22 protein-coding genes and 1 pseudogene are annotated in these 21683 nt (G+C 72.2%); 12 read left to right on the forward strand and 11 right to left on the reverse strand.

Features of this window, described 5'->3' with window-relative positions:
- The 5 genes and pseudogenes from FRZ03_RS41215 to zapE form a co-directional block, all read right to left on the reverse strand.
- A pseudogene (locus FRZ03_RS41215) lies at positions 1-131 on the reverse strand (YbhB/YbcL family Raf kinase inhibitor-like protein); the annotation flags it as partial.
- A 170-nt stretch (positions 132-301) separates the two neighbouring features.
- Complete coding sequence (locus tag FRZ03_RS16885; RefSeq protein ID WP_146465986.1) at positions 302-955, reverse strand: maleylpyruvate isomerase N-terminal domain-containing protein; 654 nt, start codon at positions 953-955, stop codon at positions 302-304.
- Between the two features lie 9 nt (positions 956-964).
- Positions 965-1939, reverse strand: a complete 975-nt coding sequence (locus FRZ03_RS16890) for a slipin family protein (RefSeq protein ID WP_261399184.1) — start codon at positions 1937-1939, stop codon at positions 965-967.
- 65 nt (positions 1940-2004) lie between these two features.
- Positions 2005-2583 (reverse strand): carbonic anhydrase, encoded by a 579-nt coding sequence (locus tag FRZ03_RS16895; protein ID WP_146465987.1) that lies wholly within the window; start codon positions 2581-2583, stop codon positions 2005-2007.
- A 137-nt stretch (positions 2584-2720) separates the two neighbouring features.
- Positions 2721-3824 carry a cell division protein ZapE gene (gene zapE / locus FRZ03_RS16900; RefSeq protein ID WP_146465988.1) on the reverse strand — a complete coding sequence of 368 codons (1104 nt, stop codon included), beginning with the start codon at positions 3822-3824 and terminating at the stop codon, positions 2721-2723.
- Positions 3825-3861: 37 nt separating this feature from the next.
- Between zapE and FRZ03_RS16905 the strand changes: the two genes are divergently transcribed.
- The 4 genes from FRZ03_RS16905 to msrB all read left to right on the forward strand — a co-directional run bounded on the left by FRZ03_RS16905 (position 3862) and on the right by msrB (position 7184).
- Positions 3862-4665, forward strand: a complete 804-nt coding sequence (locus FRZ03_RS16905; RefSeq protein WP_146465989.1) for a pyrimidine reductase family protein — start codon at positions 3862-3864, stop codon at positions 4663-4665.
- A 130-nt stretch (positions 4666-4795) separates the two neighbouring features.
- Positions 4796-5269: an indole-3-glycerol phosphate synthase gene (locus FRZ03_RS16910; protein ID WP_186785460.1), complete on the forward strand. Its 474-nt coding sequence runs from the start codon at positions 4796-4798 to the stop codon at positions 5267-5269.
- Between the two features lie 102 nt (positions 5270-5371).
- A complete protein-coding gene (gene murC, locus FRZ03_RS16915; protein ID WP_146465990.1) occupies positions 5372-6763 on the forward strand; it encodes a UDP-N-acetylmuramate--L-alanine ligase in 1392 nt (463 codons plus the stop codon).
- A gap of 13 nt (positions 6764-6776) precedes the next feature.
- Positions 6777-7184 (forward strand): peptide-methionine (R)-S-oxide reductase MsrB, encoded by a 408-nt coding sequence (gene msrB, locus FRZ03_RS16920; protein ID WP_070025520.1) that lies wholly within the window; start codon positions 6777-6779, stop codon positions 7182-7184.
- Positions 7185-7194: 10 nt separating this feature from the next.
- On the opposite strand, the gene FRZ03_RS16925 is transcribed toward msrB, so the two are convergent.
- Complete coding sequence (locus FRZ03_RS16925; RefSeq protein WP_146465991.1) at positions 7195-7440, reverse strand: hypothetical protein; 246 nt, start codon at positions 7438-7440, stop codon at positions 7195-7197.
- A 435-nt stretch (positions 7441-7875) separates the two neighbouring features.
- On the opposite strand from FRZ03_RS16925, the gene FRZ03_RS16930 reads away from it, so the two are divergent.
- The 4 genes from FRZ03_RS16930 to FRZ03_RS16945 all read left to right on the forward strand — a co-directional run bounded on the left by FRZ03_RS16930 (position 7876) and on the right by FRZ03_RS16945 (position 11391).
- Complete coding sequence (locus FRZ03_RS16930) at positions 7876-8988, forward strand: ABC transporter ATP-binding protein (protein ID WP_186785461.1); 1113 nt, start codon at positions 7876-7878, stop codon at positions 8986-8988.
- Complete coding sequence (locus tag FRZ03_RS16935; RefSeq protein ID WP_146465992.1) at positions 8985-9638, forward strand: ABC transporter permease; 654 nt, start codon at positions 8985-8987, stop codon at positions 9636-9638. The genes FRZ03_RS16930 and FRZ03_RS16935 overlap by 4 nt, the downstream gene beginning before the upstream one ends.
- The gene (locus FRZ03_RS16940; protein WP_146465993.1) at positions 9635-10303 is read left to right on the forward strand and encodes an ABC transporter permease; all 669 of its coding nucleotides are present in this window, start codon (positions 9635-9637) and stop codon (positions 10301-10303) included. The genes FRZ03_RS16935 and FRZ03_RS16940 overlap by 4 nt, the downstream gene beginning before the upstream one ends.
- Before the next feature lie 161 nt (positions 10304-10464).
- Positions 10465-11391 carry an ABC transporter substrate-binding protein gene (locus tag FRZ03_RS16945; RefSeq protein WP_186785464.1) on the forward strand — a complete coding sequence of 309 codons (927 nt, stop codon included), beginning with the start codon at positions 10465-10467 and terminating at the stop codon, positions 11389-11391.
- 62 nt (positions 11392-11453) lie between these two features.
- Here the strand turns inward: FRZ03_RS16945 and FRZ03_RS16950 are convergent, their stop codons facing one another.
- From FRZ03_RS16950 to FRZ03_RS16960, 3 genes are all read right to left on the reverse strand, one after another.
- Positions 11454-11909, reverse strand: a complete 456-nt coding sequence (locus FRZ03_RS16950) for a tellurite resistance TerB family protein (protein WP_146465995.1) — start codon at positions 11907-11909, stop codon at positions 11454-11456.
- Positions 11910-12008: 99 nt separating this feature from the next.
- Positions 12009-12452, reverse strand: a complete 444-nt coding sequence (locus FRZ03_RS16955) for a DUF6114 domain-containing protein (RefSeq protein WP_186785462.1) — start codon at positions 12450-12452, stop codon at positions 12009-12011.
- A 5-nt stretch (positions 12453-12457) separates the two neighbouring features.
- Positions 12458-13153, reverse strand: a complete 696-nt coding sequence (locus FRZ03_RS16960) for a DUF6230 family protein (RefSeq protein WP_146466016.1) — start codon at positions 13151-13153, stop codon at positions 12458-12460.
- Positions 13154-13972: 819 nt separating this feature from the next.
- Here FRZ03_RS16960 and FRZ03_RS16965 point away from each other — a divergent pair.
- From FRZ03_RS16965 to FRZ03_RS16975, 3 genes are all read left to right on the forward strand, one after another.
- Entirely contained in the window at positions 13973-14623 is a 651-nt protein-coding gene (locus tag FRZ03_RS16965; protein ID WP_146465997.1) for a Tat pathway signal sequence domain protein, read from the forward strand.
- 317 nt (positions 14624-14940) lie between these two features.
- Positions 14941-15585, forward strand: coding sequence for a ScbR family autoregulator-binding transcription factor (locus tag FRZ03_RS16970; RefSeq protein WP_146465998.1), 645 nt, complete (start codon positions 14941-14943; stop codon positions 15583-15585).
- 22 nt (positions 15586-15607) lie between these two features.
- The gene (locus tag FRZ03_RS16975; RefSeq protein ID WP_146465999.1) at positions 15608-16783 is read left to right on the forward strand and encodes a damage-control phosphatase ARMT1 family protein; all 1176 of its coding nucleotides are present in this window, start codon (positions 15608-15610) and stop codon (positions 16781-16783) included.
- Here FRZ03_RS16975 and FRZ03_RS16980 read toward each other — a convergent pair.
- On the reverse strand, positions 16776-18050 hold the full coding sequence (locus FRZ03_RS16980) for a cytochrome P450 (RefSeq protein ID WP_146466000.1): 1275 nt from the start codon (positions 18048-18050) through the stop codon (positions 16776-16778). The two genes, FRZ03_RS16975 and FRZ03_RS16980, sit on opposite strands and share 8 nt — an antisense overlap.
- 434 nt (positions 18051-18484) lie before the next feature.
- Entirely contained in the window at positions 18485-19294 is an 810-nt protein-coding gene (locus tag FRZ03_RS16985) for an alpha/beta fold hydrolase (protein WP_146466001.1), read from the reverse strand.
- 133 nt (positions 19295-19427) lie between these two features.
- On the opposite strand from FRZ03_RS16985, the gene cyc2 reads away from it, so the two are divergent.
- Positions 19428-21590 carry a germacradienol/geosmin synthase Cyc2 gene (cyc2, locus tag FRZ03_RS16990; RefSeq protein ID WP_146466002.1) on the forward strand — a complete coding sequence of 721 codons (2163 nt, stop codon included), beginning with the start codon at positions 19428-19430 and terminating at the stop codon, positions 21588-21590.
- The last annotated feature ends 93 nt before the right edge of the window (positions 21591-21683 follow it).

The raw sequence follows: 21683 nt of genomic DNA on the forward strand, positions 1-21683 counted from the left end.
TTGCGGCCCTCCTTCGCACCAGGCGGGCGCTCTCCGGCGGACAGCCGGCGGGTGCCCGCGCGGATGTCCCACACCAGCCAGTGGGCGAAGGCGCCGTGCGGGGTGTCGAGATCCCGCATCACCACGGCCAGCGAGTCCGCGCCGCCACACCTGCGACGGCGGCCGCCAGTACGGCCGCCATGATCGCCACTTCCTTGCGCATGCCCGGCACGCTAGTTCACCACCGGCCGTGTACGCGGGCGGCGGGACCGGCGAGCCGGAGGAAGCTCGTCCGGGAAGGCCCCCGCGCCCCTTCGATCGGTCACCGGGCCCCTCGGGGAGCGCCGTACCAGCGCCAGTCCGTTCGGCGGGGCCGTTCGGGGGTGTCGGTGCGGCCGGTCGCCCACAGCAGGGTGGCCGAGGCGCTGCCGGCGACGGGCACGTCCGGGAAGAGCCGGACCAGGGCTCGGCGGCTCAGGTCCTCCGGCGGGGTCCCGTCGCGCCGGACTCCCCGGGCGATGTCGTACGTGTGGACGAGGGTCTCGACGACGCCCATGGCGGCGAACCCCTCCGGGTCGGAAGCGCCGAAGACGTGCGGGGCCAAAGTGGCCGGGTCGGCGCCGTCCACGGCCGCCGCGAGCAGCCCGCCGCACGCCTCGACCACCGTCAGCAGCCCGTCGGGCCCCGCCGCCGGGTCACCGAAGACGACGTTCTCCGGCCCCTCGGGGCGGTCACGGGACAGGCGCAACGGCACCCGCGGGACGCCCATCGGGTCGGCGAGCCCGAAGCGCAACGCGTAGGTGAGCAGGTCGTCGGCGAGGTGTTCCAGGGTCTCCCAGCAGGTCCACTCCACATCGCCGGCGGGTACACCCCACCGGTCGGCGGGAACCCCGGACAGCGTCTCGGTGCAGTGGGCGACGGCCTCGCGCACATGCTCCCCGCTCACCCGTGTGTCTGACGTCAGGGAAGGTGACATCCAGGCAGGCTACTGGTCGGGACTCCTGTCCGGTTCGGCGTGCGGTATGGCGCTCCACGGGCCCAGCTCCAGGTCCGGGCCGCCGGTCGGCGGGTCGAGCCGCAGGTCCGGGAGGGGCGCCTCCTCGCCGTCGGCCGCGTTCTCCCGGGGAGCGCGCTCGGGGACGGCCGGTGCGGCCCGGGCCGGGTCCGGGCGGGCTCCGGACTCCCCGTTCGGCGCGGGCTCCCGGTTGCCGCGCTCCAGGAAGTGCAGCAGTTCCACCGGGATCGGCAGGACGAGGGTGGAGTTCTTCTCGGCCGACACCGCCATCACCGTCTGGAGCAGGCGCAGTTGGAGCGCGGCCGGGGTGCCCGCCATCTGCTGGGCCGCCTCGGCGAGCTTCTTGGACGCCTGGAACTCGGCGTCGGCGTTGATGATCCGGGCCCGGCGCTCCCGGTCCGCCTCGGCCTGGCGGGCCATGGACCGCTTCATCGTGTCGGGCAGCGAGACGTCCTTGATCTCGACCCGGTCCACCTGGATGCCCCAGCCCACGGCCGGGCTGTCGATCATCAGCTCCAGGCCCTGGTTGAGTTTCTCGCGGTTGGAGAGCAGGTCGTCCAGATCGCTCTTGCCGATGATCGACCGCAGCGAGGTCTGGGCCATCTGGGAGACGGCGAACTTGTAGTCCTCGACCTTCACCACCGCGCTCGTCGCGTCGACCACCCGGAAGTAGACGACCGCGTCCACACGGACGGTGACGTTGTCGCGGGTGATGCCCTCCTGGGCGGGGATCGGCAGCGTGACGATCTGCATGTTGACCTTCTGCAGCCGGTCCACGAAGGGCACGATCAGCGTCAGGCCCGGTGGCCGCACGTCACCGATCACCCGGCCGAGCCGGAAGAGCACCCCTCGCTCGTACTGTTTGACGACCCGCGCCGCCATCCCCATGTACACGAGGGCGACGCAGATCAGCCCGACGATCGCCCCCACCAGCTCCTGGGCCATGATGACCCCCTCGCACAGAGGTCTGTTTCATCTGTCCATGCAACGATATGCCACTTTTGCGACTCTCAGAGGGGCTCGAAGGAGTCGGTTCGCGCCCGGTGGGCCCGTACCGCGCCGGTGTGCACCTCGTAGTACCAGCCGTGCAGTGCGAGCCCGCCGCGCGCCAGCCCGCGCTCGACGCACGGGTAGGAGCGCAGCCGCAGCAACTGGGTCAGCACATGGCACTGCACCGCCTCGGCGACCTCCGGGTCCTCGGGCGCGCCGGACGGGCGCGGGGCCGCGTGCGCCAGCCAGTCGCGCACGGCCGGTACGGCGGTCAGGTCATCGCCGCGCACCAGCGCGCCGACGGCGCCGCAGTGCGAGTGGCCGCAGACCACGATGTCGCGGACGCCGAGCACCTCCACGGCGTACTCGATGGTGGCCGCCTCGCTGGTGGGATGCGCGGAGGTGTGCGGCGGGACGATGTTGCCCGCCGTGCGCAGCTCGAACAGCTGGCCGGGGCGGGCGCCGGTGATCAGGGCCGGGACGACCCGGGAGTCGGAGCAGGTGATGAACAGGACCTGGGGGGACTGGCCCGCGGCGAGCCGGGCGAACTCCTCGGGGCGCTGTCCGAAGGCGCGGGCGTTGTCGATGAGGGGCTGCATCAGGGTCCACGCCTCTCGTGCAGGCCAATCACTGGTCAATGAAAGGTCAAGAAAGACATTAGCGTGGTAAAGCCCCCCATGGGCGGCAATTCACCCCATGGGAGTACGAGAGGCAGTAATGACCCGGGGTTCTCCGCTCAGGGGGCGACGAGTCCCTTCGCGTCCCGGGCGAGGGCCGTGAGCCGGGATATCGCCCGGAAGTACTTCTTGCGGTAGCCGCCGTTCAGCATCTCCTCGCTGAACAGCCGGTCGAACGGCAGCCCGGACGCCAGCACGGGGACCTCGCGGTCGTAGAGCCGGTCCGCGAGCACCACCAGACGCAGCGCCGTCGACTGGTCCGGCACCGGCCGCACATCGGTGAGGCAGACCGCCCCGAGCCCGTCGGTCAGCGCGCCGTACCGGCTCGGGTGCACCTTCGCCAGGTGCTCCAGCAGCCGCGGGAAGTCGTCCAGGGAGGCGCCCTCGGTGGCGTACGCCGCCCGGGTCACCTGCTCGTCGGTGAACGGCGCCGGCGCCTCGGGCAGACCGCGGTGGCGGTAGTCCTCGCCGTCGATGCGCAGGGTGCGGAAGTGGGCGGACAGGCCCTGGATCTCGCGCAGGAAGTCGGCGGCGGCGAACCGGCCCTCGCCCAGCTTGCCGGGCAGCGTGTTGGAGGTGGCGGCCAGTGCCACGCCCGCCTCGACCAGCTTGCCGAGCAGCGTGGAGACGAGCACCGTGTCGCCCGGGTCGTCCAGCTCGAACTCGTCGATGCACAGCAGCCGGTGGTCGCTGAGCGTGCGCACGGTCTGCTGGAAGCCGAGGGCGCCCACCAGGTTGGTCAGCTCCACGAAGGTGCCGAACGCCTTGCGGGAGGGCTCGGCGGGGGTGGCGTGCCACAGGGAGGCGAGCAGATGGGTCTTGCCGACGCCGTAGCCGCCGTCCAGGTACACCCCGCGCGGGCCCGCCGGGGTCTTCGGTGCCCTGGCCCGGCCGAAGCCGAGGAAGCCGCGCCGGCCGGCGCCGGAGGCGTGCGCCCCGCCGAGCCCGGCCGCGAAGCCCTCCAGGACCGTGACCGCCTCGCTCTGGCTGGGCTGGTTCGGGTCCGGGATGTACGTCGAGAAGCGGACCGAGTCGAAGCGCGGCGGCGGCACCATCTCGGCGACCAGCCGGTCCGCGGGGACGTGCGGCTCGCGCTCGCACAGGGAGAGGGGGCCCGCTTCGGTCAGGGCGCTGGATCCGGGGGCGGTGGTGGAGGACGACACGGTTACCCATGCTAAGCGCCGTGTCACACTGCACGACATGCGACGCCTGTTCCCTGTGACCGACGAAACACCAGCCCAGGCCTCCGCCGCGCCGGCCGCCGACCGCGAGTGGAGCCTCGCGGAGCTGGCCGCCGCCTACGCCTACCCGGAGACCCGGGACCCCGCCGCGCACGCGCCCCGGCCCTGGCTGCGCGGCAACATGGTCTCCTCGCTCGACGGCGCCGCCCAGCACGAGGGGCACTCCCAGCCCATCTCCAGCGCCGCCGACATGCGGATCTTCGGCACCCTGCGGGCGCTCGCGGATGTGATCGTCGTCGGTGCGGAAACGGTACGGCAGGAGGGGTACCGGCCGGCCCGCGCCCGGGCGGACTTCGCCGCGGCCCGCGAGGCCGCCGGACAGGCCCCCGCCCCCGCGATCGCGGTCGTCACCGCGAGCCTGGACCTGGACTTCTCGCTCCCGCTGTTCACCTCGCCCCTCGTGCCCACCCTGGTCCTGACCGGGGCCGCGGCCGCGCCCGAGCGGGTCGCCGCCGCGGAGAAGGCGGGCGCCCGGGTGATCGTCGCCGGCGACGGCATGGGCGTCGACCCGGCCCGCGCGGTGGGCGCCCTCGCGGCCCTCGGCCACACCCGGCTGCTCACCGAGGGCGGCCCCCGGCTGCTCGGCCAGCTGATCGCCGCCGAGGTGCTGGACGAGCTGTGCCTGACCCTCTCGCCGACGCTCACCGCGGGGGACGCCCAGCGGATCGCCGGCGGGCCCTCCGTCCCCGTGCCGCGGCGGTTCGACCTCGTGTCCCTGCTGGAGGAGGACGGATTTCTGTTCGGCCGCTACCGCCGGCCCTGACATCGTCGGAATCTTCCGTTCCGTTTAGTCTTCGCCGGGCACACTTAGACCGGCAGTACCCGTGCGAACACGGGGAAGGATGGTTTCCGCAGGGGCCTCGCCCGGGCCCACGGAGGAGAAGAGGCGTCAGGTGTTCACAAGCGTTCTGATGATCGAGAAGGCCATGACGTCGGCCGACGTCGAGTTCGTCACCACGTTGCACGGTGACGAGCCCGTCACCTTCCACGTGCTCCTCCAGCCGCGCGGCGACCAGGCGGACCGCCTGCTGCGGGCCATCGACGACATCGCGCTCGGGGAGCTCGACGAGGCGGTGCGGGAACACGAGACGCCGGAGGGCGAGGACGCGCGCAGCGTCGGGCGGCAGGCCCTCGACGTGTCCGTGACCGCCCTGCGGGCGTCCGGCAGCACGGCGGACGGCCGGCTGGTCGAGGACCACCCGCTGGACGCGCTGAAGTCGATGGTCGCGGAGGTGGGGGCGGACGAGGTGATCGTGCTCACCGATCCGCACTACGTGGAGGAGTTCTTCCACCGGGACTGGGCCTCACGGGCGCGCCACCGGGTCGGCGTGCCCGTGCTCAAGCTGTTCTCGCACAGCAAGGCGTAGAGCCCCCGCGGCCGGACCGACCGGCCCTCCTTGCGCCGAGCCCGGTGCTCCAGCGCATAGGCTAGGGCCGCTCAAGCTCGCACCGTCTCTGGGGAGAAACGCATGGCACCCGGCCTTCCTACCGCCATGGACCGACCGCACTTCATCGGCATCGGCGGCGCCGGGATGTCGGGGATCGCCAAGATCCTCGCGCAGCGCGGGGCGAAGGTGGCCGGCAGCGACGCCAAGGACTCGGCGACCGCCGAGGCGCTGCGGGCACTCGGGGCCACCGTGCACATCGGGCACGCCGCCGAGCACCTCGCCGACGACGCCAGCTGCGTCGTCGTCTCGTCGGCCATCCGCCAGGACAACCCGGAGCTGGCCCGCGCCGCCGAGCTGGGCATCCCGGTCGTGCACCGGTCGGACGCGCTGGCCGCGCTGATGGCCGGGCTGCGCCCGATCGCCGTCGCCGGCACCCACGGCAAGACCACCACCACCTCCATGCTGGCGGTCTCGCTCGGCGAGCTGGGCCTGAAGCCGTCGTACGCCATCGGCGGCGACCTGGACGCCCCCGGCTCCAACGCGCTGCACGGCGACGGCGACATCTTCGTCGCCGAGGCGGACGAATCGGACCGCAGCTTCCACACGTACGCGCCCGAGGTCGCCATCGTCCTCAACGTCGAGCTGGACCACCACGCCAACTACGCCTCGATGGACGAGATCTACGAGTCCTTCGAGACCTTCGCCGGCAAGATCGTGCCCGGCGGCACCCTGGTGATCTCCGCCGACCACGAGGGCGCCCGCGAGCTGACCCGGCGGCTCGCCGAAACCGTCAGGACGGTGACGTACGGCGAGGCCGAGGACGCCGCCGTCCGGGTCACCGCCATCGTGCCGCAGGGGCTGAAGAGCCAGGTCACCGTGGTGCTGGACGGCGAGGAGCTGACCTTCACGGTCTCCGTGCCCGGGCGGCACTACGCCCTCAACGCCGTCGCCGCCCTCGCCGCCGGGGCCGCGCTCGGCATCCCGGCCGCCGAGCTGGCGCCCGCGCTCGCCGCCTACACCGGCGTCAAGCGGCGCCTCCAGCTCAAGGGCGAGGCCGCCGGGGTCCAGGTGATCGACTCCTACGCCCACCACCCCACCGAGATGACCGCGGACCTGGAGGCCATGCGGGCCGCCGCCGGCGACGCCCGCATCCTCGTCGTCTTCCAGCCGCACCTCTTCTCCCGCACCCAGGAACTGGGCAAGGAGATGGGGCAGGCCCTGGCACTCGCCGACGCCTCGGTGGTCCTGGACATCTACCCGGCCCGCGAGGACCCGATCCCGGGCGTCACCAGCGAGCTGATCATCGAGGCCGCGCGGGCCGCGGGCGCCGAGGTCACCGCGGTGCACGACAAGGCGGAGATCCCGGCCGTGATCGCGGGAATGGCGAAGCCCGGTGATCTCGTTCTCACCATGGGCGCGGGTGATGTGACGGACCTGGGCCCGCTGATCCTGGACCGCCTGTCGCAGAGTTAAGGGGCTGAGGCTCATGTCGTACGACGTCGAGAAGCCGGACGAACAGTGGCGCGCGGAGCTGAGCCCGAACGAGTACGCGGTACTGCGCCGGGCCGCCACCGAACCGGCGTTCACCGGTGAGTACACGGACACCACCACCAAGGGCGTCTACTCCTGCCGCGCCTGCGGCGCCGAGCTGTTCACCTCGGAGACGAAGTTCGCCTCCCACTGCGGCTGGCCGTCCTTCTACGACCCGAAGGACACCGACGCCGTGGAGCTGGTGGAGGACCGCTCCCTCGGCATGGTGCGCACCGAGGTCCGCTGCGCCCGCTGCGGCTCGCACCTCGGGCACGTCTTCGAGGGGGAGGGCTACCCCACCCCGACCGACCAGCGGTACTGCATCAACTCGATCTCCCTGCGGCTCGAACCCGCCGGCGAGTGAGGCCGCCGGGTCACCAGCGGGGGGCGCAGCGCAGGCGCAGCCCGTGGCCGACGGCGCGGAAGCGCTCCGCGCCCCGGGGCGAGACCGGATCGGGCAGCTCGAACAGCCTGCGGGCCGCGGGGTCCAGGGCGGACGTGACGAGCAGGGCGCGGTAGCGCGTGGTGGCGGCGTGCGCCGTCGCCGCGCGGTGCTCGGAGGCACCCAGGTCGAACTCGTACTCCGGCTCCCGCGACGCTTCGGGCGCGGTGATGGGCACGGTTCCCCCCTTGGCCTGGGCCTGCACGGACGGCCGGTGCCGGTGAGTCGGCAGTCCGTCCCGCGGAGCATCGGGCGGGCGGCGCGACGGGGCGGTGAGATCCGGTCAAACCGGGTACGGAGGGATCGCGCAGGCCGTCGGGGTGTGCGGGCGTGCTCGCGCACCGCGCCCCGGGCGCCCGGCGCGGGCGCACCCGAACCGGGCCGACCGAAAGTCGTCGGCGCTGCCCGGCGGTTGTCGGACCCCGGTGGTAGCGGCGCCGGGCCGGGTGGGCGGCCGCCGCCTGGGCTTGTGACCGGGAGGTGAACGGGCGGCGTAGATCGCCGGGGTGCGGGGAAGGCGGCCGTCTAGACTCTCCCGGCAACGGCCCGCGCCTGCCCGGCCCGCGGCCGCGAACGGGCGGAAAGCTGCCAGACCCGAAGGGTGTTCGGCGTTTTGATACGGATAGATGCAGTCACGAAGCGGTACCCGGACGGCACGGTCGCGGTCGACCGGCTGTCGTTGGACATACCGGACCGCGCGATCACCGTCCTCGTCGGGCCCTCCGGCTGCGGCAAGACGACGACCTTGCGCATGATCAACCGGATGGTGGAGCCCACCGAGGGCAGCATCCTGCTGGACGGCGCGGACATCCGGCAGCAGCCGGTCAACTCCTTGCGCCGCTCGATGGGTTACGTCATCCAGAACGCCGGCCTCTTCCAGCACCGCACCATCCTCGACAACATCGCCACCGTGCCCCGGCTGCTCGGCTGGAGCAAGCCGAAGGCGCGCGGCCGGGCCGCCGAGCTGATGGAGCGGGTCGGGCTGGACACCTCGCTGGCCAAGCGGTACCCGTACCAGCTCTCCGGCGGCCAGCAGCAGCGCGTCGGCGTGGCGCGGGCGCTCGCCGCCGATCCGCCGGTGCTGCTGATGGACGAGCCGTTCTCCGCCGTCGATCCGGTGGTCCGCAAGGGACTCCAGGACGAACTGCTGCGCATCCAGGACGAGCTGGGCAAGACGATCGTCTTCGTCACGCACGACATCGACGAGGCGATCAAGCTGGGCACCATGGTGGCCGTGCTGCGTACCGGGGGCCGGCTCGCCCAGTTCGCGCCGCCCGCCGAGCTGCTCAGCGAGCCCGCCGACACCTTCGTGGAGGACTTCCTCGGCGCCGACCGGGGCATCCGCCGGCTGTCCTTCTTCCCGTCCGACGAACTGCCGTTGCAGACCGGTCCGCTGGTCCGGCTGGACGCGGACGCCGCGCAGCGGACGGCCCGCTCCGACGCCCCCTACCTCCTGGTCACCGATGCCGACGGCAGACCGCTCGGCTGGGCGGAACCCGACCGGCCCCTGGACCGGGAGCGACTGCTCGACCACGGGCGGCCGTTCCGGCCCGGCGCCGACTCGCTGCGCACCGCGCTCGACGGGGCGGTGCTGTCGCCGACCGGCTGGGCCGTCGCGGTGGACGGGGACGGGCGCGCCGTGGGCGTCGTCTCGCAGCAGGTCATCGGGGAGGCGATCCGCGCCGCGCACGGCCGGGCGGGCGCCGGGGTGAAGGCCGCGCGGTGAACGGCTTCTTCGACCTGCCGAGCGACCTCCAGCACAGCTATCTCGGGCTGGTCGGCCTGCATCTGCGCGAGGCCCTGCTGCCGGTGCTGGCCGGGCTGCTGGTCGCGCTGCCCATCGCCCAGCTGTGCGCGCGGTTCCGCTGGATCTACCCGCCCGTGCTCGGCCTCACCACCGTGCTCTACTCGATCCCCTCGCTGGCCTTCTTCGTCGTCCTCATCGACTACTTCGGGCAGAGCGAGACCACGGTGATGATCCCGCTCGCGGTCTACAGCCTGGTGGTGCTGGTGCCGGGGATCGTGGACGGCGTCCGCTCGGTGCCGCGGGAGACCCTGGCCGCCGCCGAGGCGATGGGCTTCGGCCCGCTGCGCCGCTATCTCCAGGTCCAGCTCCCCATCGCCGCGCCGGCGATCATCGCGGGCCTGCGGGTGGCGGTCGTCTCCAGTCTCTCCCTGGTCAGCGTCGGCATGCTGATCGGCAACCAGGGCGCCCTCGGCAACATGCTCTACGACGCCAACACCTACCACCGGCCCGCCCTGGCCGTTAACTCGGTGCTGACCACGGCGGTGCTGGGCATCCTCGCCGACGCCCTGCTGGTCCTCCTGCGCCGACTGCTGACCCCCTGGATGCCGAGGAAGGGCGCCACCCGGTGAACGTACTCGACTTCGCGCACTCCTTCTTCGGCGACCCCGCCCACTGGCACGGCTACGACGGCATCCCCACCCGGCTCGTCGAGCACATCACCTACTCGCTGGAGGCCCTGCTGCTCGCCGCCGTGATCGCGCTGCCGGTGGGCCTGGTCACCGGCCACTACGGCCGGGGCGGCAACGCGCTCGCGCTGATCGCCACCGCGGGCCGCGCGCTGCCCAGCTTCGGACTGCTGGTGCTGATGTTCATCTGGCTCGGCTTCGGGCTGGTGCCCGTGATGATCCCGCTGGTGGTGCTGGCCGTGCCGCCGATCCTGGTCACCACCTACGAGGCGATGCGCTCCGTCGACCCGTCGCCGGTGGACGCCGCCCGGGGCATGGGGATGTCGGAGGCCCGGGTGCTGTTCCAGGTGGAGGTGCCCGTGGCCCTGCCGCTGATCCTCTCCGGGCTGCGCACGGCGGCCATCCAGATCATCTCCACCGCCACCATCGCCGCGTACGTCAGCCTCGGCGGCCTCGGCCGCTACATCATCGACGGCCTGTACCAGCGCGACTACGAGAAGGTCGTGGGCGGCGCCACCCTCGTTGCCGCGCTGGCCCTGGCCACCCTCGCGCTCTTCTGGGCGGCGTCCCGGCTCGCGGTGTCCCGGGGAGTGCGCGGAAGCGCGTGACAGGGAAGGCAGGACGCGCGGGCGACCGTCGGTCCGGGGTCGCGGTCGGTGGCGTGGCCTTCATCAAGAATGGATTACGAGACGGGGGTGCGCGGTTGACTCGGCGTCGAGCGGCTGGATTGGATCAGGTGGTGACTTCCACAACCGACATCAGCAGGTCCATGCGGAGGAACCGGGGCGCGGCGGTGGTCGCCCTCGCGGCGGCGACGGCCCTGCTGGCGGGCTGCTCCTCCCACTCCGGAAAGTCCGACCCCCTGGCGGGCGGCAAGGCGAGCGGCGGCGAAGTGGTCGTCGGCTCCAACAACTTCCCCGAGAGCACCCTGCTCGCCGACATCTACGGCGAAGCCCTCAAGGCCAAGGGGATCAAGGTCACGTACAAGCCGAACATCGGCAGCCGGGAGACCACCTACGGCCTGCTGAAGAACGGCTCGCTGTCGGTGCTGCCCGAGTACAACGGCGCACTGCTGGCCTACCTGGACCCCAAGGCGACGCCGAAGAGCGCCGAGGAGACCACGGCGGCCATCAAGACGAAGCTGGACGCCAAGCTGACCCTGCTGGAGCCCTCGGCCGCCGAGGACAAGGACTCGCTGGCGGTCAACGCCGCCACCGCCCGGAAGTACCACCTCACCGGGCAGTCCACCATCGCGGACCTGAAGGGCGTGGCGAAGGACCTGGTGATCGGCGGCTCGCCGGAGTTCCAGACCCGGCAGCAGGGCCTGGCGGGCCTGAAGTCCGTCTACGGCCTCGACTTCAAGTCCTTCAAGGCGCTGGACGCGGGCGGCACGCTCACCCAGACCGCCCTGAAGAAGAACGACGTACAGGTCGCCGACATCTTCAGCACCGACCCGACCATCGCCAAGGAGAAGTTCGTCCCCCTCAAGGACCCGGAGAACCTCTTCGGCTTCCAGAACGTGCAGCCGCTCGTCGTCAAGAGCGCCGTGTCCCCGAAGGGCGTGGACGCGCTGAACGCCGTCTCCGCCAAGCTCGACACCGCGACCCTGCTGGACCTGGACGCCCAGGTGCAGAACCAGCGCAAGGACCCGCTGGACGTCGCGAAGGCGTGGCTGAAGTCGGCGGGACTCGGCTGACGCCGGAGCGACGCACGGGGGCGCGGCCGGGAACCCCGGCCGCGCCCCCGTTTCCGCTTCGCTCAGAGGTCGAACTCGTGCGGCGGCAGGTCCAGGGTGTAGCAGGCCTCGCGGACCACGGCCTGTTCGGTCTTGTCGAAGTCGCCGTCGGCGCCGCCGATGACGATGCCGATCTGGACCACGGCCCGCGCCTCGGCGGGCTTCTTCTTCGCCTTGGCGATCTCCTGGAGCACGCTCACCTTGCCGAAGGCGATGTCGGCCGCCAGCTTGTTCAGGTTGTCGTCGAAGCGGCGCCGCAGGTCGTCCGCGGGGAAGTTCTGCAGCACCTCGTTGGTGGCGATCAGCTGGGCGACGCGCTGGCGCTCCGAGGGGTCGACGGTCCCGTCGGCCGCGGCGACGAGCGCGCACATCGCCATGCTCGCGTCCCGGAACGCACCGCTCTTCAGGTCGTTCTTCTTCGCCACCAACTGGGTCTGCATCTGCGACGCCGACTCCTTGATGCGGTCCCACAGGGCCATGCTTGCTCCTCGTATCCGCGGCGGGCGCCCCACGGCACCCCACCGGCAACTTCTACAACACCGTAGAAACTGACGGTGGAGCCGGAAAGTTCCGGGGCGTCACGCCGTGGTTCCCTCGGCCTCCCGCGCGGCGAGGGCCCGTGCCCGGCGGCGGCGCTTGCGGCGGCCCGTGCGCGGCTCCTGGTCCGGGAGCCACCCGAAGGCGAGGCAGCTGCCGACGACACCGAGCAGCAGGCCGATGAAGAAACCGCCCAGGTTGGAGGTGAGCCAGGTGCCCAGCGAGAGCAGCACTCCGGTGATGGAGTAGAAGAGCCGCTGGGCCGGGTTGAAGAGGAGCAGCAGGCCCAGCAGTGCCATCAGGCCCGGCAGCAGATAGCCGGCGAGCCCCTGCATGCCGATGTGCATCACGACCTTCAGCGACGCCTTCTCGGTGAGCAGGATCTCGCCGCCGCCCAGGGCGAGCAGCAGCCCGCCCCAGAACGGCCGGCGGGCCCGCCAGGCCCGGAAGGTGCCCCGCGGGCCCCGGCGCGTACGGTCCGCCATGGCGCTCAGCAAGCCTTGTCGCTGAAGCTGAGCTTGAGGCCGGGCAGCTTGAACACCCCTGCCGTCGTCGCATAGTTGGTCTGCCGCAGGTGGTTGATGTGCACCGTGTCGGCCTGCTGGCTGAAGACGCCCTTCGGGCCCTTGGCGTTGGCCTCGGTCAGCGTGCTGGCGTCGTTGCCGATCTCGATGTTGTTGAACGCCGCGTCACCTGACATCTCGGTGGAGTCGGTGGTCAGGTCGGAGGCGGTGACCTTGCCGGCGCCGTTGCCCGCGGTGATCCGCAGGTTGGTGCCGCCGAGGTCGACGCTCTGGCAGAGCTTGGACAGCGTGGCCTTCTTGATGGCCGAGGTGACGACCAGCACCTGTCCGCCGGTGTCACCGGCGTTCGGGCTGTCGTCGGCCATGTTGTCCAGGCCGCCGAACTGCTCGAAGCCGGTTCCGTTCAGTTCGTCCGCGGTGACCGTGAACGGCATGCCCGAGATGGCGAACTGCACGCCCAGCGCGCCCTGCGCGGTGAGCACCGCGAGGCCGGCGGCGACGATCGTGGCGGGCACCGCCATCACCGCGGCGCGACGGGCCCGGACGCGGCCCCGTCTCTCCCCCGTGGGGGCGGCGGTGCTGCTCGGTGCTTCGGAGGGTGAACCGCTTCCCGGGTTCTCAGGGGTGTTGCCGGTGGACGAGACGTCCGGGGACGAGGCCATGTCTGCTCCCATGGGCATGGATTCAATGCGGGTTGGGCTTCAGTGGCACGATGTCCTGGCGCGGACAGCGGCCGCCGCGGACGCCTCCTCGCACTCCCGGCGGGTGCGAGGGCTTTCTCGTTACGCGGCGGTAGCCTTTCGAGGAAGTTACCGCCGGTTACTTTTTGGGGTCAAGGGAGATGTGAAAAAAGGGTGTTGACGGTGCGTGCGGGCCGATCCCGCACCCAACTCACCTTGTTCGTGGCGCCGTTGACGTGCCGTATGTCTTGACGCCAATGGTTGGCGGGGTTACAACTTCCCCAGATTCCCCGGATCCGTGGCGCCGGATCCGCCGAGCGGCAGCGGCCGTGTCCCCCACGGGCACCGGCCGCGTTCCCGGCCCTCTCGTGGCACGCTCGACCTCACGGTGATCCGTTTCGCACGAGCACCCCTTCGCACTCCGCGCGAGCACGGCACGGACAGCTCCCCCACGGGTCCGTACCGGCACCCCTCCGATCGTCCGGCCCGGCCGATTCCTCCGGGTACCGGCCGGTGTCCGGCCCGCCGCCGTCGCAGGTCCGTCGCGTAAGGAGAAGGCGTGACGGCCCCGCGCCGGCGGCAACACGCGCACCAACCGGCACCGCTCGCACCGCCCCGGCACGACGCATGCCGCCCCGGCCTGCGCGTGCCACCGAGTACGACGAAACGCCCCTGGTACGACGCGTGCCACCCGGGTACGACGCGTACCACCCCCGTGCCAGGGCGCACCACCTCTGCACCGTTCCGCCACCCCCCACGTCCCCAACCCTCGTCACCCCACTTCAGCAGAGAGGCACCCGCATGCGTACGCGAATCCTCGTCGCTCTCGCCGGTACGGCCACCGCCACCGCTCTCGCCCTCGTGTCGGCCGGACCCGCCTCCGCGGCCGGCGCGGTCCTGACCACGGGCAGCGCCGGCGGCACCGCCGTCGCGGTCGGCGACACCCTCACCGCGCCCCTGGCGAGTGGCACCAACGCCACCTTCTACTCCAGCGCCACCGGCACCACCGGCGTGAAGTGCAGCAGCTCCCAGTTCACCGCCTCGGTGACCGGCAACCCGACCGCCCCCGGCACCGCCACCGAGTCCGTCACCGCGCACACCGCGACCAACTGCACCAGCAACGTCACCGGTGTGCTCAGTGTCGGCGGCATCACCATCGACAACCTGCCCTACGCGGCGACGGTCGCCTCCGACGGCACCCTCACCGTCACGCCCCGCAGCGGCTCCGTCATCCAGTCCACGGTCAAGCTCAACACCCTGCTGGGCAGCGTCACCTGCGTCTACCAGGGCCCGAGCCTGACCGGGAAGGCGGACAACAGCGACAACAGCATCACCTTCACCAACCAGCAGTTCACCAAGGTCTCCGGTACGTCGCTGTGCTTCTCCACGGCCTACTTCTCGGCCAAGTACGCGCCGGTGACCGACGGCGGCGCCAAGGTCTTCGTCAACTGACCTGCGCGAAGGGCCCTTTGATCAGCGGGCCCTGAACGCGGCGCGAGGCGGCGCCGTCCCGGTGGGCACCACCACCGGGACGGCGCCGCCGTGCTGTGCGTGATCCGGGCCGCGCCGAAGGCCCCGTTGAGGAGCCGGCCGTCCGCCTCGTATCGTGGCGATCACGGGTGCGCCGGGGGATCGTCGAGTGCCCGTTCGGGGCCGGTGCCGGGCCCTCGCACTTCGGACTCCCGCTGCCATTCGGTGAGTTATCGTATGCAAGGGGTTAAAACAAACCGCATGTCCCGTTCGTTCGTCTCGCGAGGAGGGGTCCCACGATGGCGAGGCAGTTACGCGCCGAACAGACCCGGTCGACGATCATCACCGCCGCCGCGGATCTGTTCGACCAGCACGGCTACGAGTCCACCAGCCTCAGCGACATCGTCGCACACGCGAAGGTCACCAAGGGCGCTCTCTACTTCCACTTCGCCGCCAAGGAGGACCTGGCGCACGCCATCCTGGAACTGGAGGCGCGGGCGGCCCGGCAGCTCGTGGCCGACGTCGAGGGGCGCGGCTACTCCTCCCTGGAGGGCCTGATGCGCACCACCTTCGGGGTCGCCCGGCTCGCCGTGGACGACCCGGTACCGCGCGCCGGGCTCCGCCTCGCCACCGCCGACGTCACCGTACGGCCGCCCCTGCGTCATCCCTACACCGAATGGCTGGAGTTCGCCGCGCGCAAGTTCAGCGGGGCCGTCCGCGAGGCCGATGTGCACAGCGACCTCGACGTCGCGGCCGCCGCCCACTCGCTCGTCTGCTTCTTCTTCGGCACCCGGGTCACCGGCCGGTTCGAACCGGTGGGGCGGCTGCCGCGCCGGGTCGCCGAGATGTGGCACCTGATGATCCGCGGCCTGGTCCCGGTACACCGCCGCCCCCGCTACGTCACCCTCGCCACGCAGCTGGAGCGGGAGATCCGCACCGCCTGAACCGCGCGGTACGGTGACGGACATGCCCGACACCCCGTTCGCACCCGTGATCCTCGGCAACGTACCCGGCTCCTTCCCGCACGGCGTGCTGGCCGAGCGGCACCCGGCGATCATCCGGCAGGTGCGAGAGGCCTTCCCGTACGGCCCCGCGCAGCGGCGGGCGCTGGACGAACTGCTGGAGAGCTGCACCGAAGGCACCATCGAGCCGCTGCCCGCCGACGCCCCGGACCGCGAGCGCTGGCTGGACTGGGGAGCGGACACCTGCACCGGACGGTCCTGGTACGACGTGCCCTGGCTGTGGTCCGAAAGCTACTTCTACCGCCGACTGCTGGCGGCCGTCGGCTACTTCGGTCCCGGAGCCTGGCAGGGCATCGACCCCTTCCGCCCCGCGAAACGCGCCGAGCTGGACGCTCCGGAGACCGACCGGGAACTCGCCGCCCTCGACGGGCTGCGGGACCTGCCGGAACCGGAGCGCGGACGCGCCCTGTTGCACGGCTCGCTCTGGGGCAACCGCGCCGACCTGGGTTTCCGGCTCTCCGCCGAGGGCGCCGAGGAGCGCGCGCCCGCTCCCGCGCTGGTCGCCGACGACAGCGAGCGGCTGTGGTCGCTGCTGCCGCCCGGCTCGGACGCGACCCTCGTCCTGGTCGCGGACAACGCGGGCCGCGAACTCGTCCCCGACCTGCTGCTGATCGCCCACCTGCTCGCCGAGGGCCGGGCCGCGCGGGCGGTCCTGCACGTCAAGCCGTACCCGTACTACGTCTCCGACGCCACCACCGCCGATGTGCTCGACGCGCTGGACCGGCTCCGCGCCGCACCGGGCGCGGCCGCCGGGTACGGGCGGCAGCTGTGGTCGGCCCTGGCCGACGGCCGGCTCGCCGTGCGCGCCCACCCCTTCTCCTGCGCCCCGCTGCCGTACGAGCGGATGCCGGGCGACCTGCGCGCCGAGTTCGCCGCCGCCACCCTCACCGTGCTCAAGGGCGACCTCAACTACCGTCGGCTGGTGGGCGACCGGATGTGGCCGCCGACCACGTCCTTCGCGGCGGCGACCGCGTACTTCCCGGGACCCGTCGCCGCCCTGCGCATGCTGAAGTCCGAGGTGATCACCGGTCTGTCCGCCGGTATCGAGGCGGAGCTGGTGGCGGCCGAGGGGCAGCGCTGGCGCACCGACGGCACGCATGCGCTGATCCAGGTCAGGTGATCCGCAGCGGCAGCGACTTGATGCCGTTGATGAAGTTCGACACCAGCCGCTCCGGCGGTCCGGCGGGACGCAGGACGGGCAGGGCGCGCAGCACCTCCTCGTAGAGGACGCGCAGTTGCAGCCGGGCGAAGTGCGCGCCCATGCAGACGTGCGGGCCGTCGCCGAAGGAGACGTGCGGGTTGGGGGAGCGGCCGAGGTCGAGCCGGTCCGGGTCGGCGAAGACCCGGTCGTCGCGGTTGGCGGAGGCGTGGAAGACCACGACCTTGTCGCCCGCCCTGATGCGCCGGCCCGCCAGCTCGGTGTCCTGGACGGCGGTGCGCCGGAAGGTCAGCACGGGAGGATGCCAGCGCAGCAACTCCTCGACCGCTGGGGCCGGTTCTGCCTTTCCGGTGCGCAGCAGGTCGTACGCCCGCGGGTGCTCGGCCAGTGCCAGCAGTCCGCCGGGGGCCGCGCTGCGGACGGTGTCGTTGCCCGCGATGACGAGCAGGAAGAAGAACATCTCCAGCTCGGGCTCGGTGAGTTCGCCGTCGTGGCTGAGGGTGGTGAGGATGTCGTCCGCGGGATAGCGCCGTTTGTAGGCGGTCAGCTGGTGCGCGTAGTCGAACATGTCCCGCAGCATCGCCGGGGAGCGGGGGTTCACCGGCCTGCCCGCCCGGTCCCGTACCGAAGGGCCGGCCTCGTCCGGGTCCTGGTAGCCGATCACCCGGTGGGTCCAGCGCAGCAGCAGCCGCCGGTCGTGCTCCGGGACGCCGAGCAGATCGGTCAGGTTCAGCAGGGCGTACTCGTCGGTGACGGCCGCCACCAGGTCGACCGTGCCGTCCCCCTCGGCGGCCCGCTCCAGCGCCCCCGCGAGCAGCGTCCGCGCCCGCTCCCGGGCGACCTGCGCGAACCGTTCGATCCGCCCCGGGGTGAACGCCCGGCTCACCAGGCGCCGCAGTCTGCCGTGCTGCGGCGGGTCCTGGTTGAGCATCATGCGCCGGATGAACGGCAGGTCCTCCGGATCGGGGTCCCGGATCTGGGTCGCGCCGAGGTACGACGAGTACGTCGCCGAGTCCTTCAGGACCCGTACGACGTCCGCGTGCCGGGTCACCGCCCAGAACCCGGGCCCGGCCGGCCAGCCCAGCACCTCCGGCTCCTCCTGCCGGACCACCGGGTGCCGCTCGCGCAGCAGGCGGTAGTCGTCGTAGGGCACGGCGGCGGCGTACCGGCGGGGGTCGAAGACGTCCGGCACCTCACCGGGGGCGGGCGCCTGTCCCGCGTCGGGCACGCCGCCTGGTTCGGGCGTCCGTCCTGCGGCGGGTACCGCACCTGGTTCGGGCGTCCGTCCTGCGGCGGGTACCGCGCCTGGCTCGGGCCTCCGCCCGGCGTCCGACGCCCGCCCGGTCTCCGGCGCCTTGCCCGCGCCGGGCAAGCCGTCCGGTCCGCATTCGCGTCCTGCGCGGGGAGCCCCGTCCGGCCCGGGCGTCCGCCCCGCGTCGGGTGTCCGCCCCGCCTCGGGCACCCCGGCCGGCCCGCGCCTGCGTCCTGCGCCGTGCGTCTGCCCGGGCTCGTGCGCCTGCCCGGGCTCGCGGGCCTGCCCGGGCTCGGGCGTCCCGCCCGGGCCGGGCGTCCCTCCCGCCTCGGGCACTCCGCCAAGCCCGCGCCTCCGTCCGGCGTCGTGCCCTTGCCCGGCCTCGGGCGTTCGCCCCGCCTCGGCACCGCTCACGCCGGATCGCCCCCGTCCGCTCCGTCCGCCGTGTCCGTCCCGTCCGCGCGCAGGAAGTCCTCCACGACCCGGATCAGCTCCAGTGGCGTCTCGTCCATCGCGTAGTGCCCGGCTCCGGAGAGGGCGACGAGGTGGCCGTGGGGGTACCAGGACAGCCACGTCTGCCGCATCAGCGCGGGCGACAGCGCCGGGTCCAGCTCGCCCGCCACGGCCAGCGCGGGCACCGTCGCGCCCGCCACCTCGGCGTGGAAGTCCTCGCCCGCCCACGAGTCCAGCCACGCCCGGAACGCCTTGGCGTCGCTGCGCTCCAGGGAGCGCGCCACCATCCGGTCCAGCCAGGCGGCGGGCCGGCGGCCCCCGGTGGTGAAGTCGAGGATCGCGCGCCGGTTCCCCGCCTTGTGCGCCGCCTCCGTGAACAGCGCGCCCTGCTCGCCCGAAAGCGGCATGCCCGAGGCGGGCACCGGAGAGACGCCGACGATCCGGCGCAGCCGGTCCGGGGCGAGCGCGAGCAGCCGCTGGGCCACCGCGCCGCCCATGGAGTGCCCGATCACCGAGAACCGTGCCCAGCCGAGCCGGTCGGCCAGCGTCAGCAGGTCGGCGGCCGCCTCGGCGGTCGTGAAGGCGCCGGCGACCTCCCGGGCCTCGCCGTAGCCGCGCAGATCGACCGGCACATAGGTGAAGGCGGTGCGGTCCAGGTCCGGCAGCACGGCCGCGTAGGCGGACCGGTCGGCGAACCAGCCGTGCACGGCGAACACGTGGTGGGCGCCGTCGCCGTGCACCTCATGGGGCAGCACGAAGGAGTTCATGCGCCTACCGTGTCCCGTGCGCCGGAGCACGGCAAGAGCGCGGACGGGGCTCACCCCGGGGACGGTTCACGCGATGGTGTGATCATGTCCCGCCCGGCGGATGGGTGTTGAGGGACACGGGTAGGGCCCGGCCATGACGCAGCCGTTCGAACTCCCGCACTTCTACATGCCGTATCCCGCGCGGCTCAACCCGCACCTGGACGAGGCCCGCGCCCACTCCACCGCGTGGGCCCGCGAGATGGGCATGCTGGAGGGCTCCGGGATCTGGGACCAGGCCGACCTGGAGGCGCACGACTACGGACTGCTGTGCGCCTACACCCACCCCGACTGCGACGGGCCGGCCCTCTCGCTGATCACCGACTGGTACGTGTGGGTCTTCTTCTTCGACGACCACTTCCTCGACATGTACAAGCGCACCCAGGACCGCGCCGCCGGCAAGGCCCACCTCGACCGGCTGCCGCTGTTCATGCCGCTGGATCCGGCGACCCCCGTGCCCGAACCGCGCAACCCGGTCGAGGCGGGCCTGAAGGACCTGTGGGCGCGCACGGTGCCGTCCATGTCCGTGGACTGGCGCCGCCGCTTCTCCGTCGCCACCGAGCACCTGCTCAACGAGTCGATGTGGGAGCTGTCGAACATCAACGAGGGGCGCATCGCCAACCCCGTCGAGTACATCGAGATGCGCCGCAAGGTCGGCGGCGCCCCCTGGTCCGCCGGGCTGGTGGAGTACGCCACCGCCGAAGTGCCCGCGGCCGTCGCCGGGAGCCGCCCGCTGCGGGTGCTCATGGAGACCTTCGCCGACGCGGTCCACCTGCGCAACGACCTGTTCTCCTACCAGCGCGAGGTCGAGGACGAGGGCGAGAACAGCAACGGCGTGCTCGTCCTGGAGACCTTCTTCGGCTGCACCACCCAGCAGGCCGCCGACACCGTCAACGACATCCTCACCTCGCGCCTGCACCAGTTCGAGCACACCGCGCTCACCGAGGTCCCCGCCGTCGCCCTGGAGAACGGCCTCACCCCGGCCGAGACGGCCGCGATCGCCGCGTACACCAAGGGGCTCCAGGACTGGCAGTCCGGCGGCCACGAATGGCACCTGCGCTCCAGCCGCTACATGAACCAGGGCGCGCGCCGCACCTCGCCCTGGCAGCTGCCCAGCGGCCCCGGCACCTCCGCCGCCCACATCGGCGCCCTGCTCGCCTCCGCCGCCCAGGAGCGCCTGCGCGCCTACTCCCACGTGCCCTACCAGAAGGTCGGCCCGTCGATCCTGCCCGAGTTCCACATGCCGTTCCCGCTGGGGCTCAGCCCCCACCTCGACGCCGCCCGCCGCAATCTGCGCACCTGGTGCGACCAGGTCGGCATCCTCCACGAGGGCGTCTGGGACGAGGACAAGCTGCGCGCCTACGACCTCGCCCTGTGCTCCGCCGGACTCGACCCCGACGCCACCCCCGAGGCCCTCGACCTCAGCGCCCAGTGGCTCGCCTTCGGCACCTACGGCGACGACTACTACCCGCTCGTCTACGGCCACCGCAGGGACCTGGCCGCCGCCCGCCTGACCACCGCCCGGCTGTCGGCCTGCATGCCCGTCGAGGGCGAGCCCGCGCTCGTGCCCGGCAACGCCATGGAGCGCTCCCTGATCGATCTGTGGGCCCGCACCACCGCCGAGATGACCGCCGAGCAGCGGCGCACGCTCAAGGCCGCCGTGGACGCCATGACCGAGAGCTGGGTGTGGGAGCTGTCCAACCAGGTGCAGAACCGCGTCCCCGACCCGGTCGACTACTTGGAGATGCGCCGCTCCACCTTCGGCTCCGACCTCACCCTGAGCCTGTGCCGGATGGGCCACGGACCCGCGATCCCGCCGGAGGTCTACCGCAGCGGCCCGGTGCGCTCGCTGGAGAACGCCGCCATCGACTACGCCTGCCTGCTCAACGACATCTTCTCGTACCAGAAGGAGATCGAGTACGAGGGCGAGATCCACAACGCGATCCTGGTCGTGCAGAACTTCTTCGGCATCGACTACCCGACCGCGCTCGGCGTCGTCCACGACCTCACCACCCAGCGGATGCAGCAGTTCGAGCACGTGGTCGCCCATGAACTCCCGGTGCTCTACGACGACTTCGAGCTGTCCCAAGAGGCCCGCAAGGCGATGGACGGCTACGTCCTCGATCTCCAGAACTGGCTGGCGGGCATCCTCAACTGGCACCGGAGCGTGGACCGTTACAAGGACGCGTGGCTGAGCCGGCGCTCCCACGGCTTCCTGCCCGACCGCATGCCCGCGCGGCCGGTCCTCGCCCTGGGCTGACCGGCAGATTCCGAATCTTCTCGTACGGAACGGGGCATTCAGGGAACTTCCGCGTGCTCTCGCGAGTCCTCATGGGCAAGGGGAACAACACAA

The sequence above is a fragment of the Streptomyces misionensis genome, assembly GCF_007896895.1.
GTDB lineage: Bacteria > Actinomycetota > Actinomycetes > Streptomycetales > Streptomycetaceae > Streptomyces > Streptomyces misionensis_A.